This is a genomic window from Mycobacterium kansasii ATCC 12478, assembly GCF_000157895.3.
GTDB lineage: Bacteria > Actinomycetota > Actinomycetes > Mycobacteriales > Mycobacteriaceae > Mycobacterium > Mycobacterium kansasii.
The window spans coordinates 2,339,156-2,358,124 of sequence record NC_022663.1 but is presented as its reverse complement, the minus strand read 5'-3'; the positions used below and the strand labels follow the sequence as shown (position 1 = coordinate 2,358,124).

At 66.8% G+C, this 18,969-nt stretch carries 13 protein-coding genes and 1 pseudogene; 4 read left to right on the top strand and 10 right to left on the bottom strand.

What is annotated here, in order from left to right; translation table 11 throughout:
- Positions 1-93: 93 nt before the first annotated feature.
- The 4 genes from MKAN_RS29535 to fni all read left to right on the top strand — a co-directional run bounded on the left by MKAN_RS29535 (position 94) and on the right by fni (position 7,839).
- Positions 94-1,968, top strand: coding sequence for a PE family protein (locus MKAN_RS29535; protein ID WP_036393787.1), 1,875 nt, complete (start codon positions 94-96; stop codon positions 1,966-1,968).
- 395 nt (positions 1,969-2,363) lie between these two features.
- Positions 2,364-4,739: a PE family protein gene (locus tag MKAN_RS10065; protein ID WP_023367903.1), complete on the top strand. Its 2,376-nt coding sequence runs from the start codon at positions 2,364-2,366 to the stop codon at positions 4,737-4,739.
- Between the two features lie 714 nt (positions 4,740-5,453).
- Entirely contained in the window at positions 5,454-6,374 is a 921-nt protein-coding gene (locus MKAN_RS10060; RefSeq protein WP_023367901.1) for a hypothetical protein, read from the top strand.
- A gap of 439 nt (positions 6,375-6,813) precedes the next feature.
- Positions 6,814-7,839: a type 2 isopentenyl-diphosphate Delta-isomerase gene (gene fni, locus MKAN_RS10055; RefSeq protein WP_165800767.1), complete on the top strand. Its 1,026-nt coding sequence runs from the start codon at positions 6,814-6,816 to the stop codon at positions 7,837-7,839.
- On the opposite strand, the gene MKAN_RS10050 is transcribed toward fni, so the two are convergent.
- From MKAN_RS10050 to MKAN_RS10005, 10 genes and pseudogenes are all read right to left on the bottom strand, one after another.
- A complete protein-coding gene (locus MKAN_RS10050) occupies positions 7,799-8,431 on the bottom strand; it encodes a MarR family winged helix-turn-helix transcriptional regulator (RefSeq protein ID WP_023367895.1) in 633 nt (210 codons plus the stop codon). The genes fni and MKAN_RS10050 overlap by 41 nt on opposite strands.
- Before the next feature lie 111 nt (positions 8,432-8,542).
- A complete protein-coding gene (locus tag MKAN_RS10045) occupies positions 8,543-10,816 on the bottom strand; it encodes an MMPL family transporter (protein WP_023367893.1) in 2,274 nt (757 codons plus the stop codon).
- A gap of 38 nt (positions 10,817-10,854) precedes the next feature.
- Positions 10,855-11,166, bottom strand: coding sequence for a lycopene cyclase domain-containing protein (locus MKAN_RS10040; protein WP_023367891.1), 312 nt, complete (start codon positions 11,164-11,166; stop codon positions 10,855-10,857).
- Positions 11,163-11,486 carry a lycopene cyclase domain-containing protein gene (locus tag MKAN_RS10035; protein ID WP_023367889.1) on the bottom strand — a complete coding sequence of 108 codons (324 nt, stop codon included), beginning with the start codon at positions 11,484-11,486 and terminating at the stop codon, positions 11,163-11,165. Before MKAN_RS10035 ends, MKAN_RS10040 begins: the two co-directional genes overlap by 4 nt.
- A complete protein-coding gene (locus tag MKAN_RS10030) occupies positions 11,483-12,445 on the bottom strand; it encodes a phytoene/squalene synthase family protein (RefSeq protein WP_023367887.1) in 963 nt (320 codons plus the stop codon). Before MKAN_RS10030 ends, MKAN_RS10035 begins: the two co-directional genes overlap by 4 nt.
- Entirely contained in the window at positions 12,442-13,983 is a 1,542-nt protein-coding gene (gene crtI / locus MKAN_RS10025; protein WP_023367885.1) for a phytoene desaturase family protein, read from the bottom strand. Before crtI ends, MKAN_RS10030 begins: the two co-directional genes overlap by 4 nt.
- A gap of 13 nt (positions 13,984-13,996) precedes the next feature.
- Positions 13,997-15,031: a polyprenyl synthetase family protein gene (locus MKAN_RS10020; RefSeq protein WP_080674220.1), complete on the bottom strand. Its 1,035-nt coding sequence runs from the start codon at positions 15,029-15,031 to the stop codon at positions 13,997-13,999.
- Positions 15,032-15,437: 406 nt separating this feature from the next.
- On the bottom strand, positions 15,438-16,424 hold the full coding sequence (locus MKAN_RS31895) for a GH12 family glycosyl hydrolase domain-containing protein (RefSeq protein WP_230589280.1): 987 nt from the start codon (positions 16,422-16,424) through the stop codon (positions 15,438-15,440).
- 207 nt (positions 16,425-16,631) lie between these two features.
- Positions 16,632-17,057 (bottom strand): annotated as a pseudogene (locus MKAN_RS31890) (cellulose-binding domain-containing protein); the annotation flags it as partial.
- Positions 17,058-17,229: 172 nt separating this feature from the next.
- Entirely contained in the window at positions 17,230-18,942 is a 1,713-nt protein-coding gene (locus MKAN_RS10005) for a CocE/NonD family hydrolase (protein ID WP_023367881.1), read from the bottom strand.
- Positions 18,943-18,969: the final 27 nt, after the last annotated feature.

Here is an 18,969-nt window from a genome sequence, read left to right as displayed (position 1 = left end):
ATCATTGATCACGCAAACACTGCGCTTGCCGTAAACGGTCAGGGTCGCGGGCTCACGGTGCCTCGGATTCCGCCTTACTACTGAGGTCTCCATATGTCGTTTCTGATCACAACACCGGAACTGCTGACAGCAGCAGGTGAGGAGCTCGCAGCCATCGGCTCAGCGATCGACGCCGCCAATGCCGGCGCAACGGCGGCAACAACGCGCATAGCCGCGGCGGGTACCGACGAGGTCTCGAGGGCTGTTGCGGCGGTCTTCGCCGCGCATGCCCAGTCATGTCAAGCGGTTAGCGTCCGCGCGGCGGCCTTTCACTACCGATTCGTTGCCAGCCTCTTTGCCGGCACAGAGTCATATGTGGCCACCGAAGCTGCTAGCGCAATGCAGAATTTGCTCAATGTGGTCAACGCACCCACCCAAGCGTTGTTGGGGCGCCCTCTTGTAGGAGACGGCGTTAACGGTGCCTCGGGCACCGGGCAAGACGGCGGGCCCGGAGGAATCTTGATCGGCAACGGCGGGTCCGGCGGGTCCGGCGCCCCAGGCAAACCCGGAGGCAACGGCGGGTCCGCCGGGCTGATCGGTCATGGCGGCAACGGCGGCGTCGGTGGGAACTCATCGAATGGCGGGGCTGGTGCCGGCGGCAATGGCGGCAACGGCGGGCTGCTGTACGGAAACGGCGGATCAGGCGGTGCCGGCGGGGCAGGTGGCATTGGCACCTTCGCCGGCGGGCCCGGCGGAATTGGCGGTAACGCTGGGTTGTTCGGCGACGGCGGGGCTGGCGGGCCCGGCGGCATTGGAGGTACCGGAGCCGCCGGGGTCGACCCGCCGCGTGACCCTCCACCGAAACCCCCAGACGGCACCACCAATCCTCTCTACGGCACCGGATTCGACGGGAGCGCCGGCTTGAACGGCACCGCGGAAGGACAGGCCGGCGGGGAAGGAGGCACGGGCGGCGACGGCGGAACGATATTTAACGGAGCGAGAAGTGAAGGTCGACTGGGTGGCGACGGCGGGCCCGGCGGCACCGGTCATGACGGTGGTGTCCCAGGCGGCGGTGGCGGTGCCGGCGGTGCCGGCGGCGCCGGTGGTCATGGCGGGCTACTCATCGGCAACGGCGGTAGCGGCGGCAGCGGCGGCACGGGCGGCAGCGGTGGCACCGGCGCTTCCGGCGGCGCCGGCGGCAGCGGCGGCATCGGTGGCAACGGCGGCCCAGGTGAAAACACGGGTTTCGGCGGTGATGGCGGCGATGGAGGTAGCGCTGGCATGGGCGCCCCCGGCGGAGCGGGCGGTGCAGGCGGTGCTGGCGGCGCCGGCGGCAATGCGGGACTCATCGGCAACGGCGGCAATGGGGGGATCGCCGGTGCCGGCGGTGCCGGCGGCGCCGGTGGTGCGGGCGGCACTGGCGGTGGCGGAAGTATCGGTGGCCGCAGCCCCCATGCCGAATTTTTTGGCGGTGGCGGCGGGGACGGTGGGCGGGGTAGCACAGGTGGTGCGGGCGGGGTCGGCGGCAGCGCCGGCGCCGGCGGCGACGGCGGCAGCGGAGGAAAGGGCGGGCTTCTCATCGGAAATGGCGGCCACGGGGGCAGCGGTGGCGCCGGAGGAGGGGGTGGCGGGGGCCGAGGCGGCGACGGTGGCGGCGGCGGGGGTGGCGGCGCGGGCGGCAGCTCTGACAATCGTGCTCCAGGACGAGCTGGTACCGGCGGTGACGGCGGTGACGGTGGCAAAGGGGGAAACGGCGGTGATGGTGGGGCAGGCGGACACGGTGGCGCAGGCGGCACCGCCGGGATGTTCGGCCAACTCGGTCGTCCCGGCGACGGCGGAGTGGGTGGAGCCGGGGGCTTCGGCGCCGGCGGGATAGGCGGTCTACCCGGACAAGGCGGTCTTGACGGCAGCGGCGGACATGGCGCAGCCGGCCAACTGGGATCCCCGGGCAAAGACGGTACCCCTGGGCGACCCGGACCACCCGGCTGATGGGGCCAACGCACGAAAGCGTGGCGGTGTGAAATGCCGAATAGATCTTCGCAGCCTGACGGCTTACTATGCGCTACCGAAGCCGAGACAACGTCGGCGGCTATCCGTCAATTGACATCGCGCCCTGCGTTCCGAACCCGTCTCGAAAAGGGAAAGCCGCCTCACGGTGCTGCGCGAGTGCCGTCACCCAGGCTCAGTGGGGTAGGCAAGTCGGCAGGGCACTATGAAAGCCCTAGAGACCCTTTGTCGCTGGAGAAGATGCCGGCACTTCGCCGTCGTTGCCCACTTCCACCAGCTCCGGGGTTGAGCCAGACCGTCCAGGCCGATCTCTGGACCGCTCCACTTACCCCAGCTTCGTACTACCAATCGTTCAAGAAAACCAGACGGGCGCCGCGATGTCGTATGTGATCGCAACAGCGGAGCTACTGGCGGCGGCGGCAGCGGATGTGATGGGCATCGGCTCGTCGTTGGATGCCGCAAACAGCGCTGCGGCCGTGCCGATTACCAGGGTGTTCGCCGCCGCTGGAGATGAGGTGTCAGCGGCGATCGCTGCGCTGTTTTCCAGCCACGGCCAGGCTTATCAGTCGGTGAGCGCGCAGGTGGCGGCGTTCCAAACGCAGTTCGTGCGGGCATTGACCAATGCTGGGGCCTCGTATGCAAGCGCCGAGGCGGCCAATGTGTCGCCGTTGCAGGCCCTCGAAGAGGGGCTGCTGGGTGTCATCAATGCGCCCACCAACCTGCTGTTGAGCCGTCCGCTGATCGGGAACGGCACCAACGGCACCCCCGGGACCGGGGAAAACGGCGGGTCTGGCGGGATCCTATGGGGCAACGGTGGCAATGGCGGATCGGGCGTAGCCGGCGGGGCCGGCGGGGCCGGCGGCGCCGCGGGGCTGGTTGGTGCGGGCGGGATCGGCGGCGCCGGAGGGGTCGGCGGCGGCGCCGGCGGTGCCGGCGGCACGGGCGGATGGCTATGGGGCAATGGCGGTGCCGGCGGTGCCGGCGGTGCCGGCGTCAATGGAGGGGCCGGCGTCAATGGAGGGGCCGGCGGTTCGGGCGGCAGTGCACTGTTGTTCGGCAACGGCGGCGCCGGCGGCGTGGGCGGGGCTGGGGCACCGGGCGCAGCTGGCACCGCGGGCGCTCCGGGCACCTCGACGTCTGTCGGCGGTACTGGCGGCCCGGGCGGTGACGGCGGCAACGCGGGTATGGGCGGAGCCGGCGGCAACGGCGGCTTCATATACGGCTCGGGCGGTGCTGGCGGCCCGGGCGGCGTAGGCGGGTCCGGCGGGGTCGGTGGGGCTGGTGGCGCCGGTTGGGATGCGGACGCAGTCGGGGCAACGGGCGGCAACGGCGGCAACAGCGGCAGCGGCGGCCACGGCGGCAGCGGTGGCATGGGTGGAACCGGCGGGCACGGCTCGTTCCTATTCGGCGCGGCAGGCGCGAGTTGCAACGGCGGGGCTGGCGGCGCCGGCGGCAACCCCGGAGCACCAGGAAATGGCGGTATCGGCGGCATCGGCAACGCCACCACTGACGGGGGAACCGGCGGCAACGGTGGCGATCCCGGCAGCTTTGGCGTCGGCGGCACCGGCGGTGTGGCCGGTGGCCAAGGGGCCACCGCCGGCGCTAACGGCGCGGTTGGCGCCATCGTCCCCGGCAACGGCGGCAACGGCGGCACCGGTGGCCACGGCTACGACGCTGACAGCGACCCCTCGGCGCGATTCGGTGCATCCGGGGGCAAGGGCGGGACCGGAGGTAACGGCGGTAGCTACGGCAACGGCGGCACCGGCGGAGCCGGTGGCAACTCCGCGCTCGGCGGTGGGGCCGGCGGCGACGGCGGGACCGGCGGCAAGAGCGGTTTGTTTGGCGGTACCGGCGGTACCGGTGGTACCGGCGGGAACGCCACCGGTGCTGGCAGCGGCGGGAACGGGGGCACCGGCGGGGCCAGCCAACACGAAGGACCCGGTGACGCGATCGGCGGCATCGGCGGTAAGGGCGGCATCGGGTACTCGGGCGGCGGAAACGGCGGCACCGGCGGTGCAGCGATCAACAACGGAACCGGAGACGCAATCGGAGGTGCCGGAGGGGCCGGCGGCATCGCCCAGATGAGCGGGGGAAGCAGCGGAAGCGGCGGGGGCGGCGGGATCGCGATCAACAACGGAAGTGGAAACGCCGTTGGCGGCGCTGGAGCGAACGGCACCAGCGGCGGCAACAACGCCGCCGGTGGGAACGGAGGATCCGGCGGCAGCGCATCCATCACTCACGTCGCCGCAACGGGCACCGCGACCGGAGGCAACGGTGGGGCGGGCGGTAGTGGTGCCGTGGGTGGCGGGCACGGCGGAATCGGCGGCTCCGCCAGCAGCGCTTCCGCGACCGGGGACGCGATCGGCGGTACCGGGGGCGACGGTGGCCGCGGCTTCGGCATCGGCAAGGGCGGTTTCGGCGGCGGCGGCGGCAGCGCGGGCCTCACCAACGCCGGCGCTGCCGGCAGCGCGACCGGTGGCGAAGGCGGGGCTGGGGGCAACGGCACCATCGGTGGGACGGGCGGGAGCGGCGGTGATGGGTCCACAAATGGAACCGGCTTCGGCATCGGCGGCACCGGTGGCGACGGCGGGGACAGTTTTACCCCCTCGGCCAAGGGCGGCAACGGTGGCAACGGTGGCGATGCCCACGCGCCTGATCCGGACAACGCCACGGTCGGCGCCGGCGGCGTCGGCGGCGCAGGCGGCCCCGAAGGTTCGCCTGGCGCAACCGGGAGCAAGGGAACGGTCTTCTGATCAACCTTCCGGCCACGTGCCGTCCACAGCTACCGACCCCAGCGCGTCGCGCCTACGCGCATTGTGACTTCACGAAGTACGGGAGGACGGTGGTGATACCCCGAACTGCGCGGAAAGGAGCAGCTGGCGGGGGCCTTCATCAGCAGCGACGCCGTGTTGTGCGGCGATGATCCCGAGCTACTCGACCACGAGCGGGGCATCCCACACTGCAAGGGATTCGCCGGGCGGATCGTCAAACTAGCTGAGCCGCTGGCCTTTTCGACCGCGGCCCGGAGAGGATGACAATGGCACGCCGGACGGGCCGCTCAGTGGTTGTTAACCGGATCCTCGCGATCACCCAGCCGCGGGGCAAGGTCGCCGAGGTGCGCGCCCGGCGTGGGGGTGTCAGGGTCGCCCCGGGACGATCCCGAGCTCGACCACGACGCATATCTGGACAAGCAGGGGTAGGCGCCTGGACGCGTTCACATTTCTGCGCCCCTGCGGACGAGACGATTGATTTCACAGGTGGTGGTATGACGACTAGCCCGAAGCCACGGCGGCTCGGCCGCGACGCCCGTGCTGACTGCAGTTTTGGCGAAGGTGTCGGTCGTTGCGGTGGAGCATTTCTTGATCCGGACGCGGACGATGGCGGGCGCAGTTGGTTATTGCCGAATACTGTCAAGCCATGGTTTCGGACGCCGTCGGCGCCTCACCTCCCTCGTTAATGCGAGTGCCATGTTGCTGGTGCCCGCGATGATGGGATTCTCCACGGTGCTGTGCTTGGCGCGAGCACCGAGCCCGCTGACGCTGGTTGCCATCCACGAGTACCTAGGACGTGCCAGGATTTTCGACCGGATCTGGCTGCTCGCCGCGTTCGGGTGGATCGGTTGGGCCGGCGTGCAGGGCGGCGCGCCGGGCTGCACCGTCGCGGCCGGAGCCGTCGCGCTGGTGTTGTCAGGCCTCCACTTTTGGCTAACGGGATCGCTGCGCGGGATGCTTGCGCCGCTGGTCGGGGCAATTCTGCGCGCTGGGCCGGTGACCGCAGTGGGCGAGGACGGGATGCTTGTTTCTCGTCGTCGGACCCGCGAAGACATTCCCGTCCTGCCGGTCGATTGGGCTGCCCGAACACTCGCGTTGGTGCTGCTGGCGGATATCGGGCTCTTCGTCAGCGTCGCCCTGGTCGCGGATCCGTCGTCATTCGGCCTGGCCATTCTGGTCGGCGGCTTCTGGCTCTCGCTCGGCGTCATCGGGATCGACTTGGCTCAGGACGTGTGGCCCGGCACGACCTCGGCGGCCCGCCTCGCCGAGTGCTCCCGGTACTACGTTCAGGTGTTCGAGCAGTGGAAGAACATCGGAGTGCTCGTCGGCTTTGGCACCGTGTTGATCGGCGCACCAATCGCCTGGGCGATCGGGCGTGCTGGTGCCCCGGTGCTCGCGTTTCCGCTGTGGACCGGGGCCTGCCTCGTCTTCGCTATCTCCTTCAACAAGGTGTTGCAGCGCATTGGATGGAACCGAAGCCGGGTGCCGTTGCCGGTGTCGGTGAACGAATACAGCGCGACACATCCACTGTGGGCCCATTCCTTCACCTTGATTCACCTCGTGATGGCCCTCGCGCTGCTCGCCGGTCTCGTCGCGCTGCACCCGGTTCACGCTTAGGTTCGCCCTCGGCTGGGCAGCGATTCGGCTCTTTCCCGCTACTGCATGGCCGGCCCTGCGGTGGGCGGTCCGCCGTCCAGCTCGACGCGGGCCGCACCCACACCAAGCACACCATTTGCACGGTCTGCGCCATCGGCTGCCAGCTTCGCCCCGTGATCGTTGACGGTGTACCCGCGAAGGTCTTAGGCCAGGAAAACCCGGCATGAGAACGGTCATCCCTGGTCGCCGATCACCGACCAGTAGTACTCCTCGACGACGGCGAAGCCGGCGATGTCACGATCGCTGCGAACGCGATCGCTAGAGTTCCCCCGCCTTAACATTTCAATTTCTTAACAAAAATTGAGGACCGCTAAGCTACGCTGGGACGGCACCTGATTACGTCGACGAGGATCGCGATGACAACATCTGTCGGTGTCCTGTGACGACCGATCCGGCCGAAATGGGGCGTCGCAAACGGCGCCACATCGATGTCTGCCTCAACGGCGACGTCAACTTTGCCGGCGTAACAACCGGGCTGGAGCGTTATCGCTTGCCGTTCAACGCCCTGACCCAAACCAGCCTTCACGACATTGACATGTCCGTCGACTTCTTCGGCGCAAGCCTGCGTGCGCCGATCCTGATCGGTGCGATGACCGGCGGCGCCGAACTGTCGGCGACAATCAACCGCAATTTGGCGACCGCCGCGCAGCGGCTTGGTCTGGGGATGATGCTCGGATCGCAGCGGATCATGCTGGACAGATCACGGGGGGAGCGGGCCGCGGCCAGTTTCGAAGTGCGTGACATGGCCCCGGACGTGCTGCTGATCGGCAACATCGGCCTGGCGCAGCTGACGAAAGCCGCCATGCCCGACATCAGCAACGCGCTGGACCGGGTGGGAGCCAATGCCCTTGCGGTGCACGCTAACTCGTTACAAGAGGCCATTCAGGGCAACGGGGACACCGACTTCACCGGATCGCTGCACCGGCTGTGTGATGTCGCCGGCGCGCTGGATTGCCCGTTGCTGCTCAAGGAAGTGGGCCACGGTATCGGCGCCCGGGCGGTCGCGCTGTTGGCCCAGCTGCCCGGCGGTTTACCGGTGTCGGGTATCGACGTGGCCGGCGCCGGGGGCACCTCGTGGTCGAGAGTCGAGCAGCTGGTTCGCTACGGTGAACTGCGCTACCCGGACTTGGCCGACTGGGGCATACCGACGGCCCAGGCGATCGTCGAGGTGCGCCAAGCGCTACCGACGATTCCGCTGGTCGGCTCCGGCGGTATCCGCACCGGGATGGACGCGGCCAAAGCGATCGCCCTGGGTGCGGACGTGGTTGCGCTGGCTCGTCCGCTGCTGGCCCCCGCGATTGAGTCCGCGGACGCCGTCGAAGATCGGCTGCAACGGTTCATCGAGGAGCTTCGCATCTGCCTGCACTGCTGTGGCGCAACGGATCTCAATGCGCTGCGCGCCGTCGGCGTGATCCCGACCCGGTAGCCGGCCCCGGCTCGGCCGTTGCCGGTTTCGGCGACGGCTTTCGCCGCCTGCCGGGTGCCGCCTTCGCAGATTCCTCGGTTCGCGCCGCCGACCCCGGAGGCGGGTAGAGCTCGCTTTCAAATGCAGACATCCCCGCGATCATCGCCGTGAATACCTTGTGGGCGCTGCGCAGATCGCGGTCAGGCAGCTCGGCCAGGGACGCACGCAGATGCTCACCCAGGGGCCTGAAGAACTCGTGAGCCAACTCCATGCTGCCGTCCTGCAGCCGCAGCAGCGACCTGCGGCGGTCCTCGACATCCGGCTCACGGCGGACATGTCCGGCGTCGATCATGCGATCGGCAAGATAGGTGATGGCCGCCGCCGACACGTCCAGGCGCTGGCTGAGCTGGGCGGGTGTCAACGGTGTGCCCGCTGTCTCGGCCACCATGAGATGCAGCAGGGCGTGAAAGTCGCCGTGGCTCAAATCGTTCTGCCGGGCATAGTAACGGCCGACCCGGTCGGAATGAGCAGTCATCATCCGGAGGTCGGCCGAGAGCAGCCTCTCCAACTCAGCCCGAGTCGGCTGTCGATTCGCAGCGACGCGCTTGGTCACTTGCCTGCATCCTTCATGGCGATAAGGCGATAGCTTAGCCGGTGCCCCTTTCACATGGTCCTCGACGCGGTCCTTAATTGTCTTAACAGTGCCGCGGCGGAAACGCGGTAGCTAGCCGTTGGCCGTTCGGACCGCCCCCACGGCTTCACCGACTGCACCGGCCTCACCGGCTTCACCGGTCTCGCCGGCGAAGATCCGACGGTGCATAGCGGCCAGCGGTTGCGGCGCCCACCAGTTCAGGCTGCCGAACACATGCATGAAAGCCGGTACCAGCAGCGCCCGTACCAGGGTCGCGTCGACCAGCACCGCGATCGTCAGCCCGACTCCGAACATGCGCATGAAGGACACGTCGGCGGATATCAGCGCCGCAAACGAGATCGACATCAACAGCGCGGCGGCGGTGATCACCCTGCCGGTGTGGGCCAGACCCAACGCGATGCTTTCGTCGTTGTCGGCGCGTGCCCGGGGGGACTGCAGCCAGTACTCGCGAATGCGTGCCAACAGGAAGACCTCGTAATCCATCGACAATCCGAATGCGATACAGAACATCAGCACCGGAATGTTGGCGACCAGCGTACCGGTCGGTGTGGTGCCCAGCGCACCCAGATGCCCGTCCTGAAAGATCCATACCAGCGCGCCGAAAGCCGCTGTGAGGGAAAGCATATTGAGCAGCACGGCCTTGATCGGCAGTAGCAGGCTGCCGGTCATCAGGAATAGCAACACCACAGTGACCGCGGCGATGAAACCGAACACCACCGGCAAACGTGAGGTGATCCCGTTGACGCAGTCGCGGTTCATCTGGGCGATTCCGGTCATCTGGACCGCGTGACCGCCCGGAAGCGCGACGGCATGCAACCGGTCCAACTGTGTCTCCGATGCCTGTGTGTACAGCGGTGCGGCGCTGTCCACGGTCAGGTAGGCGCTGCCGGCTGCCATGCCGGCTGGCGCCGACGGCGGCCCCGTGAGCCGGCCGGCCACGAACGCGCCCGTCGGCGCGGACACCGCCGCCACCTCGGGCACCTGGGACAGCTGAGCGGCGTACGTGTCGAGGTCCGACGTTGTCAGGCCGGCGGTGTCGGGGATGACGATCGTCACTCTGGTGGCGGAGTTGGAGGTGAAGTCGCTGCGGATCCGATCGCTGACCATCCGCGCCGATGCCGACGACGGCAGCACCCGGTCGTCGGGGTAACCCCATTTGATGCCGAGGAACGGTATTCCCAACGCGATCAATAGCGTAATGATGGCCAGGCCCACCGGAATGGCGTGACGCATAACAAATTTGGCCGTGCGATACCAGAAACTCTGCGCGATGGGCTGCCGCGTCGGCTCGGGGCGGCCTGATAACCGCCGGCCCAGCTGCCGTACGTTGAGCGCATCGAGCCGATCACCCAGTAACACAAGCACGGTCGGCGCCACCACCACGGCGGCCAACGCGGAAAAGACCACGACCGCGATGCCGGCATAGGCGAAGGACTTCAGGAAATACATCGGAAAAGCCACCATGGCGACCAGCGACAGGGCGACCGTCATCGCGGAAAACAGCACGGTGCGCCCTGCCGTCGTCATGGTACGCACCAAGGCGTCGTCACGGTCCCGTCCGTCGGCGAGCTCGTCGCGGTACCGGCTGACGATCAGCAAGGTGTAGTCGATCGCCAAGGCCATCCCCAGCGCAACCGTCACGTTCAGCGCAAAGATCGACACGTCGGTGACCAGGGCAATCCCACGCAGCACCGCGAGTGAACCCAGGATCGCGAAGCCGCCAACGGCTACCGGCAATGCCGCGGCCAGTAACCCGCCGAATACCCACACCAGCGCGACGAAACTCACCGGAATCGCAATGAATTCCATTCGCAGCAAGTCTTTTTGGGTCTGCTGATTGACCTGCGCGTAGACCATTGCCGCGCCGCCGGCCTGTACTGTGACGCCGTCGCGGTGCTGCGCGAGCCGCTCTGCCAGGGCCTGGGCGTGCGCGGGTGCGCTGCTTTCATTTCCCTTGAGCGCGGCCACGATTATCGCGGACTTGCCGTCGGTGCTGACCATGCCGGGGGCCGGTCGGGGTGTGTCCCAGGGGGATGCGACCTGAGCGACGAACGGTGACTCAGCAAGCTGTCGTGTGATATCGGTTCCGATGACCCGGGCCGGGCCGTCTTGCACGCCACTGTCCGAGTTCACCAGCAGCACCATCTCCATGTCGCCCCGATGGAACTTCTCGGCCAGCACCGTTGCAGCGCGCGCGGATTCGGATGCCGGATCCACGAACCCACCGGGGGCGAGACTGGTCGCGGCGGGGATGCCGAAGATCGCGGCGCCGGCCATCACCAGGATTGCGGTCGCGATGATCCGTCGTGGCGCGGCCAGAGAGATGCGGGCCATTTTCGACAGCATGTGCGGCGTCCTCCGGGGTTATTTAGCCGATGGCGACTTCATCGACGCGCTCGCGGGCGCTCCCACAGCAGCAGAACCGCGGTGACCATCGCGAAGCCGAACAGGAAATCCTCGATCGGGATATCGAGCGGGAACCGCAGGCCCGTCGTTTGGCGTTCGTCATAGCTGACGATCGGCGAGTTGAGTTTGGTCAGCCAGCCGTCGACCGGGATTTGAAATCCGAGCACGATCAGCATCGACACCCAGTACGCCGGGCGCCGAAACATGCCGATGCGCAAGAGCTTCAGCTCCAATGCGCTGACGGCCACCACGGCCAGCACGGCCGGCAGCGTATATCCCAGCCCGGTCATCGGCGGGTGAGCCGATCGAGAATCGTGCTGACCGCGTTGTAGGTCAGCAGCGCGCAGATCGGGATCACCACGAAGAACAGCACTTCTTCTACCGGCACCCGAAACGGAACGGCCACGCCGCTGATATAGCGCGCGTCGTAGGTCCATATTCCGGCGGCGACGGCTACCTCATCCCAGATGAGGAACACCGCCGCAACCGGCAGCACCGCTCTCAGCAGTCGCAGCGGTTGGCGATAGACGCCGTTGCCGAAAAACTCCAGCGGTGCGGTGATTGCCAGGCAGGCGGCCAGGACCAGCAGGTATTGCCAGTGATCGTTCATGCGGCACCCGGCTCGGCTGGATCGGACGCATCCGGGACGCTGTTGCGGGCCAGCCAGGCTTGGATCAGTCCGGCTCCGGCGACCCGGAGTCGTCGTGCCTGCCCGACGGTGGCACGGTGACTGAACACCTCGAAATCGTCGTCTTCGATGCGATCCAGAATTTCCGAGTACAGCGTCAAAGCGGTTGCCACACAGGGCCGGGAGCGAGGCGCCAGCATGGCGATCCCGTCAGCGGCGAACCGATAGGTGTTCCTGGTGATTGCGTGCTGGGCCGCCAATGCGTTACGTACCCGATTGTCGGTGCACCGATTCCGGTGGCACCACATCAACAGATCCCGGTCGACGCCGTCGCCGGCGAGCTCGTCCGCGGGCAGGTAGACCCGGTTTCTGGTCAAGTCTTCGTCGATGTCCCGGATGAAGTTGGTGAGCTGGAAAGCGCGTCCGAGGGCGGCAGCGTACGGGGCCGCCTCCGCGACCGGCACCACGGCGCCCAGGATCGGAAGTACCTGCAGCCCAATCGCTTCCGCTGAGCCTCGCATGTAGTCGTTGAGCGCGTCGCGGTTGGGGTAGTCGGTGATCGTGAGGTCCATTCGCATCGATGCCAGAAAATCTTCGAACGGCGCGGTATTGATGTCGTAGCGGCGTGCGGTGTGGCGCACGGCCACCAGCACCGAGTGGTCGGTGAGGTCGGCGCCGGCGAAAAACCCATCGGAAAGTTCTTGCAGTCGCTGGGCGCGAACGTCCATGCCCAGATCGGGATCAAGCGAGTCGAGAATGTCGTCGGCATGACGGGCGAAACCGTACAGTGCGTGCACCGGCGGTCGTTGGTCCGGCGCCAGCAATCGGGTGGCGAGGAAGAAGGTACGTCCGTGGGCGGCATTGATCCGCCGACAGCGGCGATACGCCTCGCGCAACCGCGGATCGTGGATGCCAGCGGCGTCTAACTCGTTGTGAATCATGACATCTGCGCTTTCACGTCGACTCTCATGTCAAAGTTGCGTGCTTGTCGGCGCACGCCGCCGGTGATGCGATCGGCGGCAAGCCGCCCGGAGATGAGCGTGGTCGGCACACCGACGCCGGGAATGGTCGACGACCCCGCCAGCACGGCATTGTCGACGCCGCGAACCATGTTTGCCGGCCGGAACGGCCCCGTCTGGCCAAACGTGTGCGCCAGCGCGAACGGTGTGCCTGCCGCCATGCCCTGACGCGCCCAATCCAGCGGGGTGACAACGTCGAGCACGTCGGCACTGTCGCGAAGCTCCGGCAGCAGCCGGTCGCCGACGGTGTCGATGATCGATTCCGCGTAGGCGTTGCCGGCGGTGGGCCAGTCGACCGCACCGGCGGCCAGGTTGGGTGCCGGTGCAAGCAGGTAGAACAGGTCGCGGCCGGTGGGGGCCAGCGTCGGATCGCTCGCTGTCGGCCGGGTAACCAGTAGCGACGGGTCCCGCATCAGAAGGCCGTCACGAATGATGTCGGTGAAAGTCTGCTCCCACGCTGCCCCGAAAAGGATTGTGTGATGAGATATCGGACGGTCCGCCGACGAGACGCTGCGGCAGCCGGCGTGGACGACGACGGCGGACGGCGAGGCCCGCAATGCACGGACGCGACGCGGTGTGCGGCCCAATAGTCGGTACGTCGTGGGTAGTTCGGTGGTGAGCACGACGGCGTCGCAGGGGATGCGCTGTCCCCGGTCGGTGTGCACGGCGGTGATGCGGTTGCCGCTGTGTTCGAGTTCGGTGGCGCTGCAACGGTAATGAAACTGCACGCCGGCGCCGGTTCCGGCGGCCGCCAGCGCATCGGGTAGCGCTCGGACGCCGCCGCGCGGGAAGAACACGCCCGACACGGTGTCCATGTATGCGATCACGGCATACGCGGCCAAGGCATCGCGCGGGGCCACACCGGCGTACAGCGATTGGAAGGTGAAGATCCGTCGCAGCCGCGGGTCGCTGAGGTAGCGCCCGACCATGGCGTCCCAGTTGCGGAATCCACCGATCGCCGCCAGCCGAGCCAGCTGTGGTGTCAGCAGCGACAATGGCGAATCGAAATTGGCGGCGATGAACCCGTCCATTTCGGTGCGGTACAGCCGTGTCAGCCACTCGCGCAACTGGCGGTAGCCGACGGCCTCCCGGCTGCCGGCAAACGTCTGGATGGCCGATGCCATCCGGTCGGCGTCGCAATGGACGTCGAGAGAGCTGCCGTCGGCGAACATCGCGTGGTAAGCCGGGTCCACCGGGAGCAGTTCCAAACGGCCAGAGCTGGTTTCGCCTACGGCGGCGAATACATCGTCGATGATGTCGGGCATGGTGAGCACCGTTGGGCCGGTGTCGATTTGGTAGCCGCCGACGTCGAGTCGTCCCGCGCGCCCGCCCGGCCACGGTTCGCGCTCGACCACCGTGACACTGCGGCCGCGGCCGGCCAGATGCAGTGCGGTGGACAGTCCCGCCAATCCCGCACCGATCACCACCACGTGGTCGGTGCGTCCCTGGATGGTCCGCATTACCGGGCTCCTATCATGCGGTGCGCTCCACGCAGGCCTCCGCCAAGGTGGCCAGCGCCGTGCGTGCGGCGCAGTCGATCACGATGTGGTCCAGGACATTTCGGGCACGGTCAACGCGGCGTCTGATCATGCCCTCGATGCGCTGTGCGGCACCCGTCGCGATGATTACCGCTCGGAAGCGATCCAGCGCTGCATCGTCGAGGTGATCGGCACGCACCAGCTCGGCAAGCTCCCGGCGTGCCGACTGGTCGGCCATCTCATGGGCGGCCACCACCACGCTGGTGGCTTTGCGGTCGAGCAGATCCCCGCCGTTGGGCTTGCCTGTGGTCGCCGGCGGGCCGAACACGCCCAGTAGGTCGTCGCGCAGCTGGAAGGCCTCGCCGACATCGGCACCGTAGAGCCCGAGTTGGGTCAATGTGCGATCGTCGCAGTCGGCCATCGCCGCGCCCATTTCCAACGGCCGGCGCACCGTGTAGTTGCCCGACTTGCGCCGCGCGATGTCGAGGACGGTCCGCAGCGACGGACGGTCGCGGATATCGTTGGCCAAGTCGGCGAATTGGCCTACCGCCAGCTCGATGCGCATCGCGTCGTATCGCGGCCACAGTTGCTGCAGCCGGCGGGCTTCGACACCGCTTTCGCGCAGCATCTGTTCGGCCCAGATGAGGCAGACATCGCCCAGCAGGATCGCCGCCGATTCACCGAATCGCCCTGCCGGGCCGGATAATCCACGTAGCCTGTACCACTCGGCAAGCTGGACGTGCACAGCCGGGCTACCGCGCCGCTGTGACGATCGGTCCATCACATCGTCCTGCAGGAGCGCAAACGCATGCAGCAACTCCAAGCTGGCCGCAGCCGACAGGGCCGCGCGGCTCGGCGCGGCGCCGCACAGCCAGCCCAGGTACATGAAGGTGGACCGCAGGCATTTGCCGCGTGAGACGAACGTCAACAAGATTTCGCCCGCGGCCGCCGAAGCTGCCTCGTCGAGCTGGGATGCACTGCGCGTCACGACGAACTCACCGACAGTGGCCAGGACCGCCCGCCGAAACATGGCTCGCCAAGAAGCGGAATCGACGGTGGGTGATCGGTAGCCGGCGGTCGTCGGCGGCGAATCCACCCCGGCCGCCACTGACACCGTAGGCAGCTCGGCCGTCGGCGGTTGGCGCGAAAAGCTAGCACACACCGGCTCATGCCTCCCTGTTCGTTGGGTAGCAAAACGGTCTGCACCACGTTGAGAAGTGGTTGCGACGCTAGTGGCAGCTTAGAGGAGAACCGGGCGAATCGCTTAATAAACTTAAAAATCAATTATATGAAGTGTATGTGAAGCCGCAGGTGCCGTTCGGGGAAGGCGCGTAGCGGCACACCCCCGGCTCTTGGGGGGCCGTTCGGTTGCGGATGGGCTGTCGAGGCGCGTGGTCGCGCCGGATATGCCCGGACTGACCGCTAGTGCAGCCTGGTCAGTTGACGGTGGCCGAGAACGAATTGACGGCAAGGCCGATGCCGCCGTTCCACGGCTCGAATCCGGCCTGAATGCTGGTGAGGTACCAGGAACTGGTTATCGCGCCCCGGTTGCGGACGTCGCTGACGAAATCCAGCACGTCGAAGCTCCACGAGTTGATCGGCGTCGGCGCGACGTAGGAGATCACGTTGTTACTGCCGTTGCTGCCTTGCCAAACATCCCAATTGCGGCCACCGATAGTGGCCGTGCCGACCTGCGCGCCGACCGGCTGGATGGAGCCCTGACGGTTGAACCAGATCATGATCTCCATCTGGTTGACGCCGTCCTTCTTCGGTGTCGGATCCAGCCAGATGTCGTACGCCGCGTCGTAAGTGCCACTGGCGTAGCTGTAACTAATGCTGCTGTTAGCACTGGTGAGCTCGCTCAGCTGGGCCGGCAGCCTGCTGCCCGGGGAGCAATTGCTGTAGTGGCAGCCCAGGTAGACCGACGGATATGACAGCGGAGCGCCGTTGGTGGGTGCAGAGCCGTCCTCTTTGGTGATGGCGAACCCGGTAGCGGTGACGTTGATGCACTGCGCGGCGCTGGTGCCCCACCGATTGTTCTGAACGACGTAGGCGCCTCCGATCGTCGTCGTTCCGAACTGATCGCAAATCTGGGTACCGCTGGTTGCGGTGCTCGTGGTTGTCGCCGGAGTCGTGGCCTGGCTGGTTGATACCGATCCGCCGGTACAGGACTGGCCGTTGAGCAGACAATTCGCCGGTGGCGCATATGCGCCCGTCTGAGCGGCCTGGAAACCGACGGTGACCGAATTGCCCGGAGCGATTGTGCTGTTGTAAGACTCGGGAGTCAGGACGTAATGCGTACCGGATTGGGCAAGTTTGCTGCTCCACGCATTGGTGATGGATTCGCCGGCGGGCAAATCGAATTCGAGTTTCCAGCCGTTCAGCTGCGCGGCGCCCGGGTTGGCGATGTTGTAGTTGGCCACGAAGCCGGTGTCCCATTGCGAGGTCACCGCAAACGTCGCGGTCGCCGCGCCGGGGGTGGCGGCCCCCGTCGTCGAGGTGGTGGTCGTCGGTGTCGTGGTCGTCGTGGTCGTAGTGGTCGTCGTGGTCGTAGTGGTCGTGGTGGGAGTGGTGGGAGTGGTGGGAGTCGTCGTCGCAGTGGTAGCCGTGGTGCTCGGGGTCGATCCGGTGGTGCAAGGTTGGCCATTGACCAGACAATTCGCCGGTGGTGAATAGGCGCCGGTCAGCTCGGCCTGGAAGCCGATGCTGATGGAGCCGCCGGGCGCAATCGTTCGGTTGTAATCTTCGGGGGTCAGGACGAAGTGCGTTCCGGACTGGGCCAGCTTGCTACTCCACACATTGGAGATCGATTCGTCTGCAGGCAAATCGAATTCGACCGTCCAGTCGGTCAGCTGAGCCGAGCCCGAGTTCACTATCTTGTAGTTGGCCACAAAGCCGGTGTTCCACTGCGAGGTCACCGCCAAGGTTGCGGTCACCGCGGCCGCATGAGCTATCGGCGATGCGAGGATGACGGTGAAGGCAATGACGACGAATGCCGACACGGCAACGTGAAATGCTGGGCGCCAGCATCTCTCACACGTGTTCGATTCGCGCATCCGGGCAACGTTATAGCTGAGCCAATGGCAATGGCGCTAATCGACTTCCAAAGCTGCCGTATCTTCGCCCAACCGAAACCGTCATGAAATATCCGCATTTACCGCTATTCCGCGATGCCGCGATCTGCCCGAAATGCCCGCGGCTCAGTGTCTCGGCCGCAATATCATTACGTTAGCCAAGTACCGGGAGCAGAAGTCGCGACGACGAGCGGACGGTGTTCAGGCTGCTGGTACCGACGCTGGCATGCCGGAAACCCATGATGGCGGGCACCGACGGATCTTGGTCGTCGCTAGTGAGCACCAGCTGGATCCGGTGCCCGCTCTTGAACCGGCGAGCGTTGGGAACCAATGGGATTCGATACACGACGTCTTGTCCTACCGGTATCCCCTGAGCGTTCGTACAGGGCAAGGCCGGCGCCCCGGGGCGGCTCGCCGCCTCGTCGAGCGCACGCATGCTCGCGCGCAGCCAGCCCGCCGTCACATCGGTGGTTTGGCCATCGGGCGCCACGTCCTGCAGCGTGACAATCCACGCGGTGTCGATCGCCGTCGCCGATGCCACCAGTCGCAGCTCGATGTCGCCCACGACATCGAGGCCCTCGCTCAACGGGGTGCCGGTCCAGGTCAGTATCGACGGTGGATCGATAGCACTCGCCTTGACGCGGCCCAATCCCGAACCCAGCACCATGAATTCGCGGCTGCCCGGCTCACCCTCGTCCGCGCGCAACGCGCCGTCGGCGCGCAGGGCGAGTTCGCGGTGCGGCGTCATCGACGGCGGCCATGCCTCGGCGGTACGCCATTCATCGGCGCCCGGCAGAAAATAGCGGATCGGCGGCCCGTCGAGGATTCCGGTGTCGCGGCCCTTGAGCCAGTGGTCGTACCAGGCAAGCGCTTCGACGTGCAGACTTTCCCATGGCCAGGTCAGGCCGAACTTTCCGAGTAGACCCATTCGCACACAAGCGTTGTCCGACAATGCGTTCCAGGTGGCAAACGTTGACGGGAGGTGTAGTGGCACGTTGTCCCAGTCGCAGCCGAGGTAGACCGGGATGTCGATTTCCTTCAGTAGCGGCAACAGGTTTCGCTCCTGCCACCACTGGTCGCGGGTTGGATGCCTGACCGCGGCGTCGAGCCACAGCTCGTCCCACGGATGCGGATTGTGCGGTAGGCGGAGGAGCTGGCGCAGCATGGTGAGCGCCGACTCCCCGTTGAGGGTTTCGAACTTCTTATGCACCCGCGGGTTGTTGAGCACCCGGCGAAGCAGACCGACGGGCTTGCTGCGCCAGAGCTTGTCGCTGCGCGCGGCCGTCAGGCCGGTCATCGCGAGGAAGGGTGTGACGAAAGACGAACTCAGCAGGCCGTGATGGTTGGCTCCCTCGTAGAGGTCGGTGGTGACCGCCACGGGGAAGATCGCCTTGAGGTGCGGCGGGCGCTCGACGGCGGCTTCGAGCTGGCTCATCGCGAAGTAGCTGATGCCGATCATGCCGACGTTTCCGTCGCACCAGGGTTGTGCGGCGACCCACTCGACAACGTCGTAGAGGTCTTGGCGCTCCTGTGCGTCGAAGAAGCTGAACGTGCCGCCGGACCCGCAGGTGCCGCGGAGGTTGGCGATCACGTGCGCATAGCCGCGCGACACCCAGAAGTCGGTCGCGCCGGCCTCGATGAAACCGGCGGGTGCGCCGAAGTCCTGCATCTGCCGCGGGTAGGGCGAAGCGGCCAGCAGCGCGGGGAAGCGGCCGTCGGAATCGGGGCGGTGCACATCGGCCAACAACCTGGTCCCGTCGCGGACCGTGATCGCCGCGTTGGTGTCGGTGCGGGGGGTGTGGCGAGGCTCGCTGAGGTTGCGGTATTGCCGGCCGGTGGTCTGGGGGCCGTTGAGTGTGCTCGTCATAGTTTCACGCTACGTTGAAACTAGTTT

Bases quoted from the DNA above. Each gene is read 5' to 3' on its own strand.
- MKAN_RS29535 (WP_036393787.1), top strand. From the start codon at position 94: ATGTCGTTTCTGATCACAACACCGGAACTGCTGACAGCAGCAGGTGAG.
- MKAN_RS10065 (WP_023367903.1), top strand. From the start codon at position 2,364: ATGTCGTATGTGATCGCAACAGCGGAGCTACTGGCGGCGGCGGCAGCG.
- MKAN_RS10060 (WP_023367901.1), top strand. From the start codon at position 5,454: ATGTTGCTGGTGCCCGCGATGATGGGATTCTCCACGGTGCTGTGCTTG.
- fni (WP_165800767.1), top strand. From the start codon at position 6,814: ATGGGGCGTCGCAAACGGCGCCACATCGATGTCTGCCTCAACGGCGAC.
- MKAN_RS10045 (WP_023367893.1), bottom strand. From the start codon at position 10,816: ATGCTGTCGAAAATGGCCCGCATCTCTCTGGCCGCGCCACGACGGATC.
- MKAN_RS10040 (WP_023367891.1), bottom strand. From the start codon at position 11,166: ATGACCGGGCTGGGATATACGCTGCCGGCCGTGCTGGCCGTGGTGGCC.
- MKAN_RS10035 (WP_023367889.1), bottom strand. From the start codon at position 11,486: ATGAACGATCACTGGCAATACCTGCTGGTCCTGGCCGCCTGCCTGGCA.
- MKAN_RS10030 (WP_023367887.1), bottom strand. From the start codon at position 12,445: ATGATTCACAACGAGTTAGACGCCGCTGGCATCCACGATCCGCGGTTG.
- crtI (WP_023367885.1), bottom strand. From the start codon at position 13,983: ATGCGGACCATCCAGGGACGCACCGACCACGTGGTGGTGATCGGTGCG.
- MKAN_RS10020 (WP_080674220.1), bottom strand. From the start codon at position 15,031: ATGTTTCGGCGGGCGGTCCTGGCCACTGTCGGTGAGTTCGTCGTGACG.
- MKAN_RS10005 (WP_023367881.1), bottom strand. From the start codon at position 18,942: ATGACGAGCACACTCAACGGCCCCCAGACCACCGGCCGGCAATACCGC.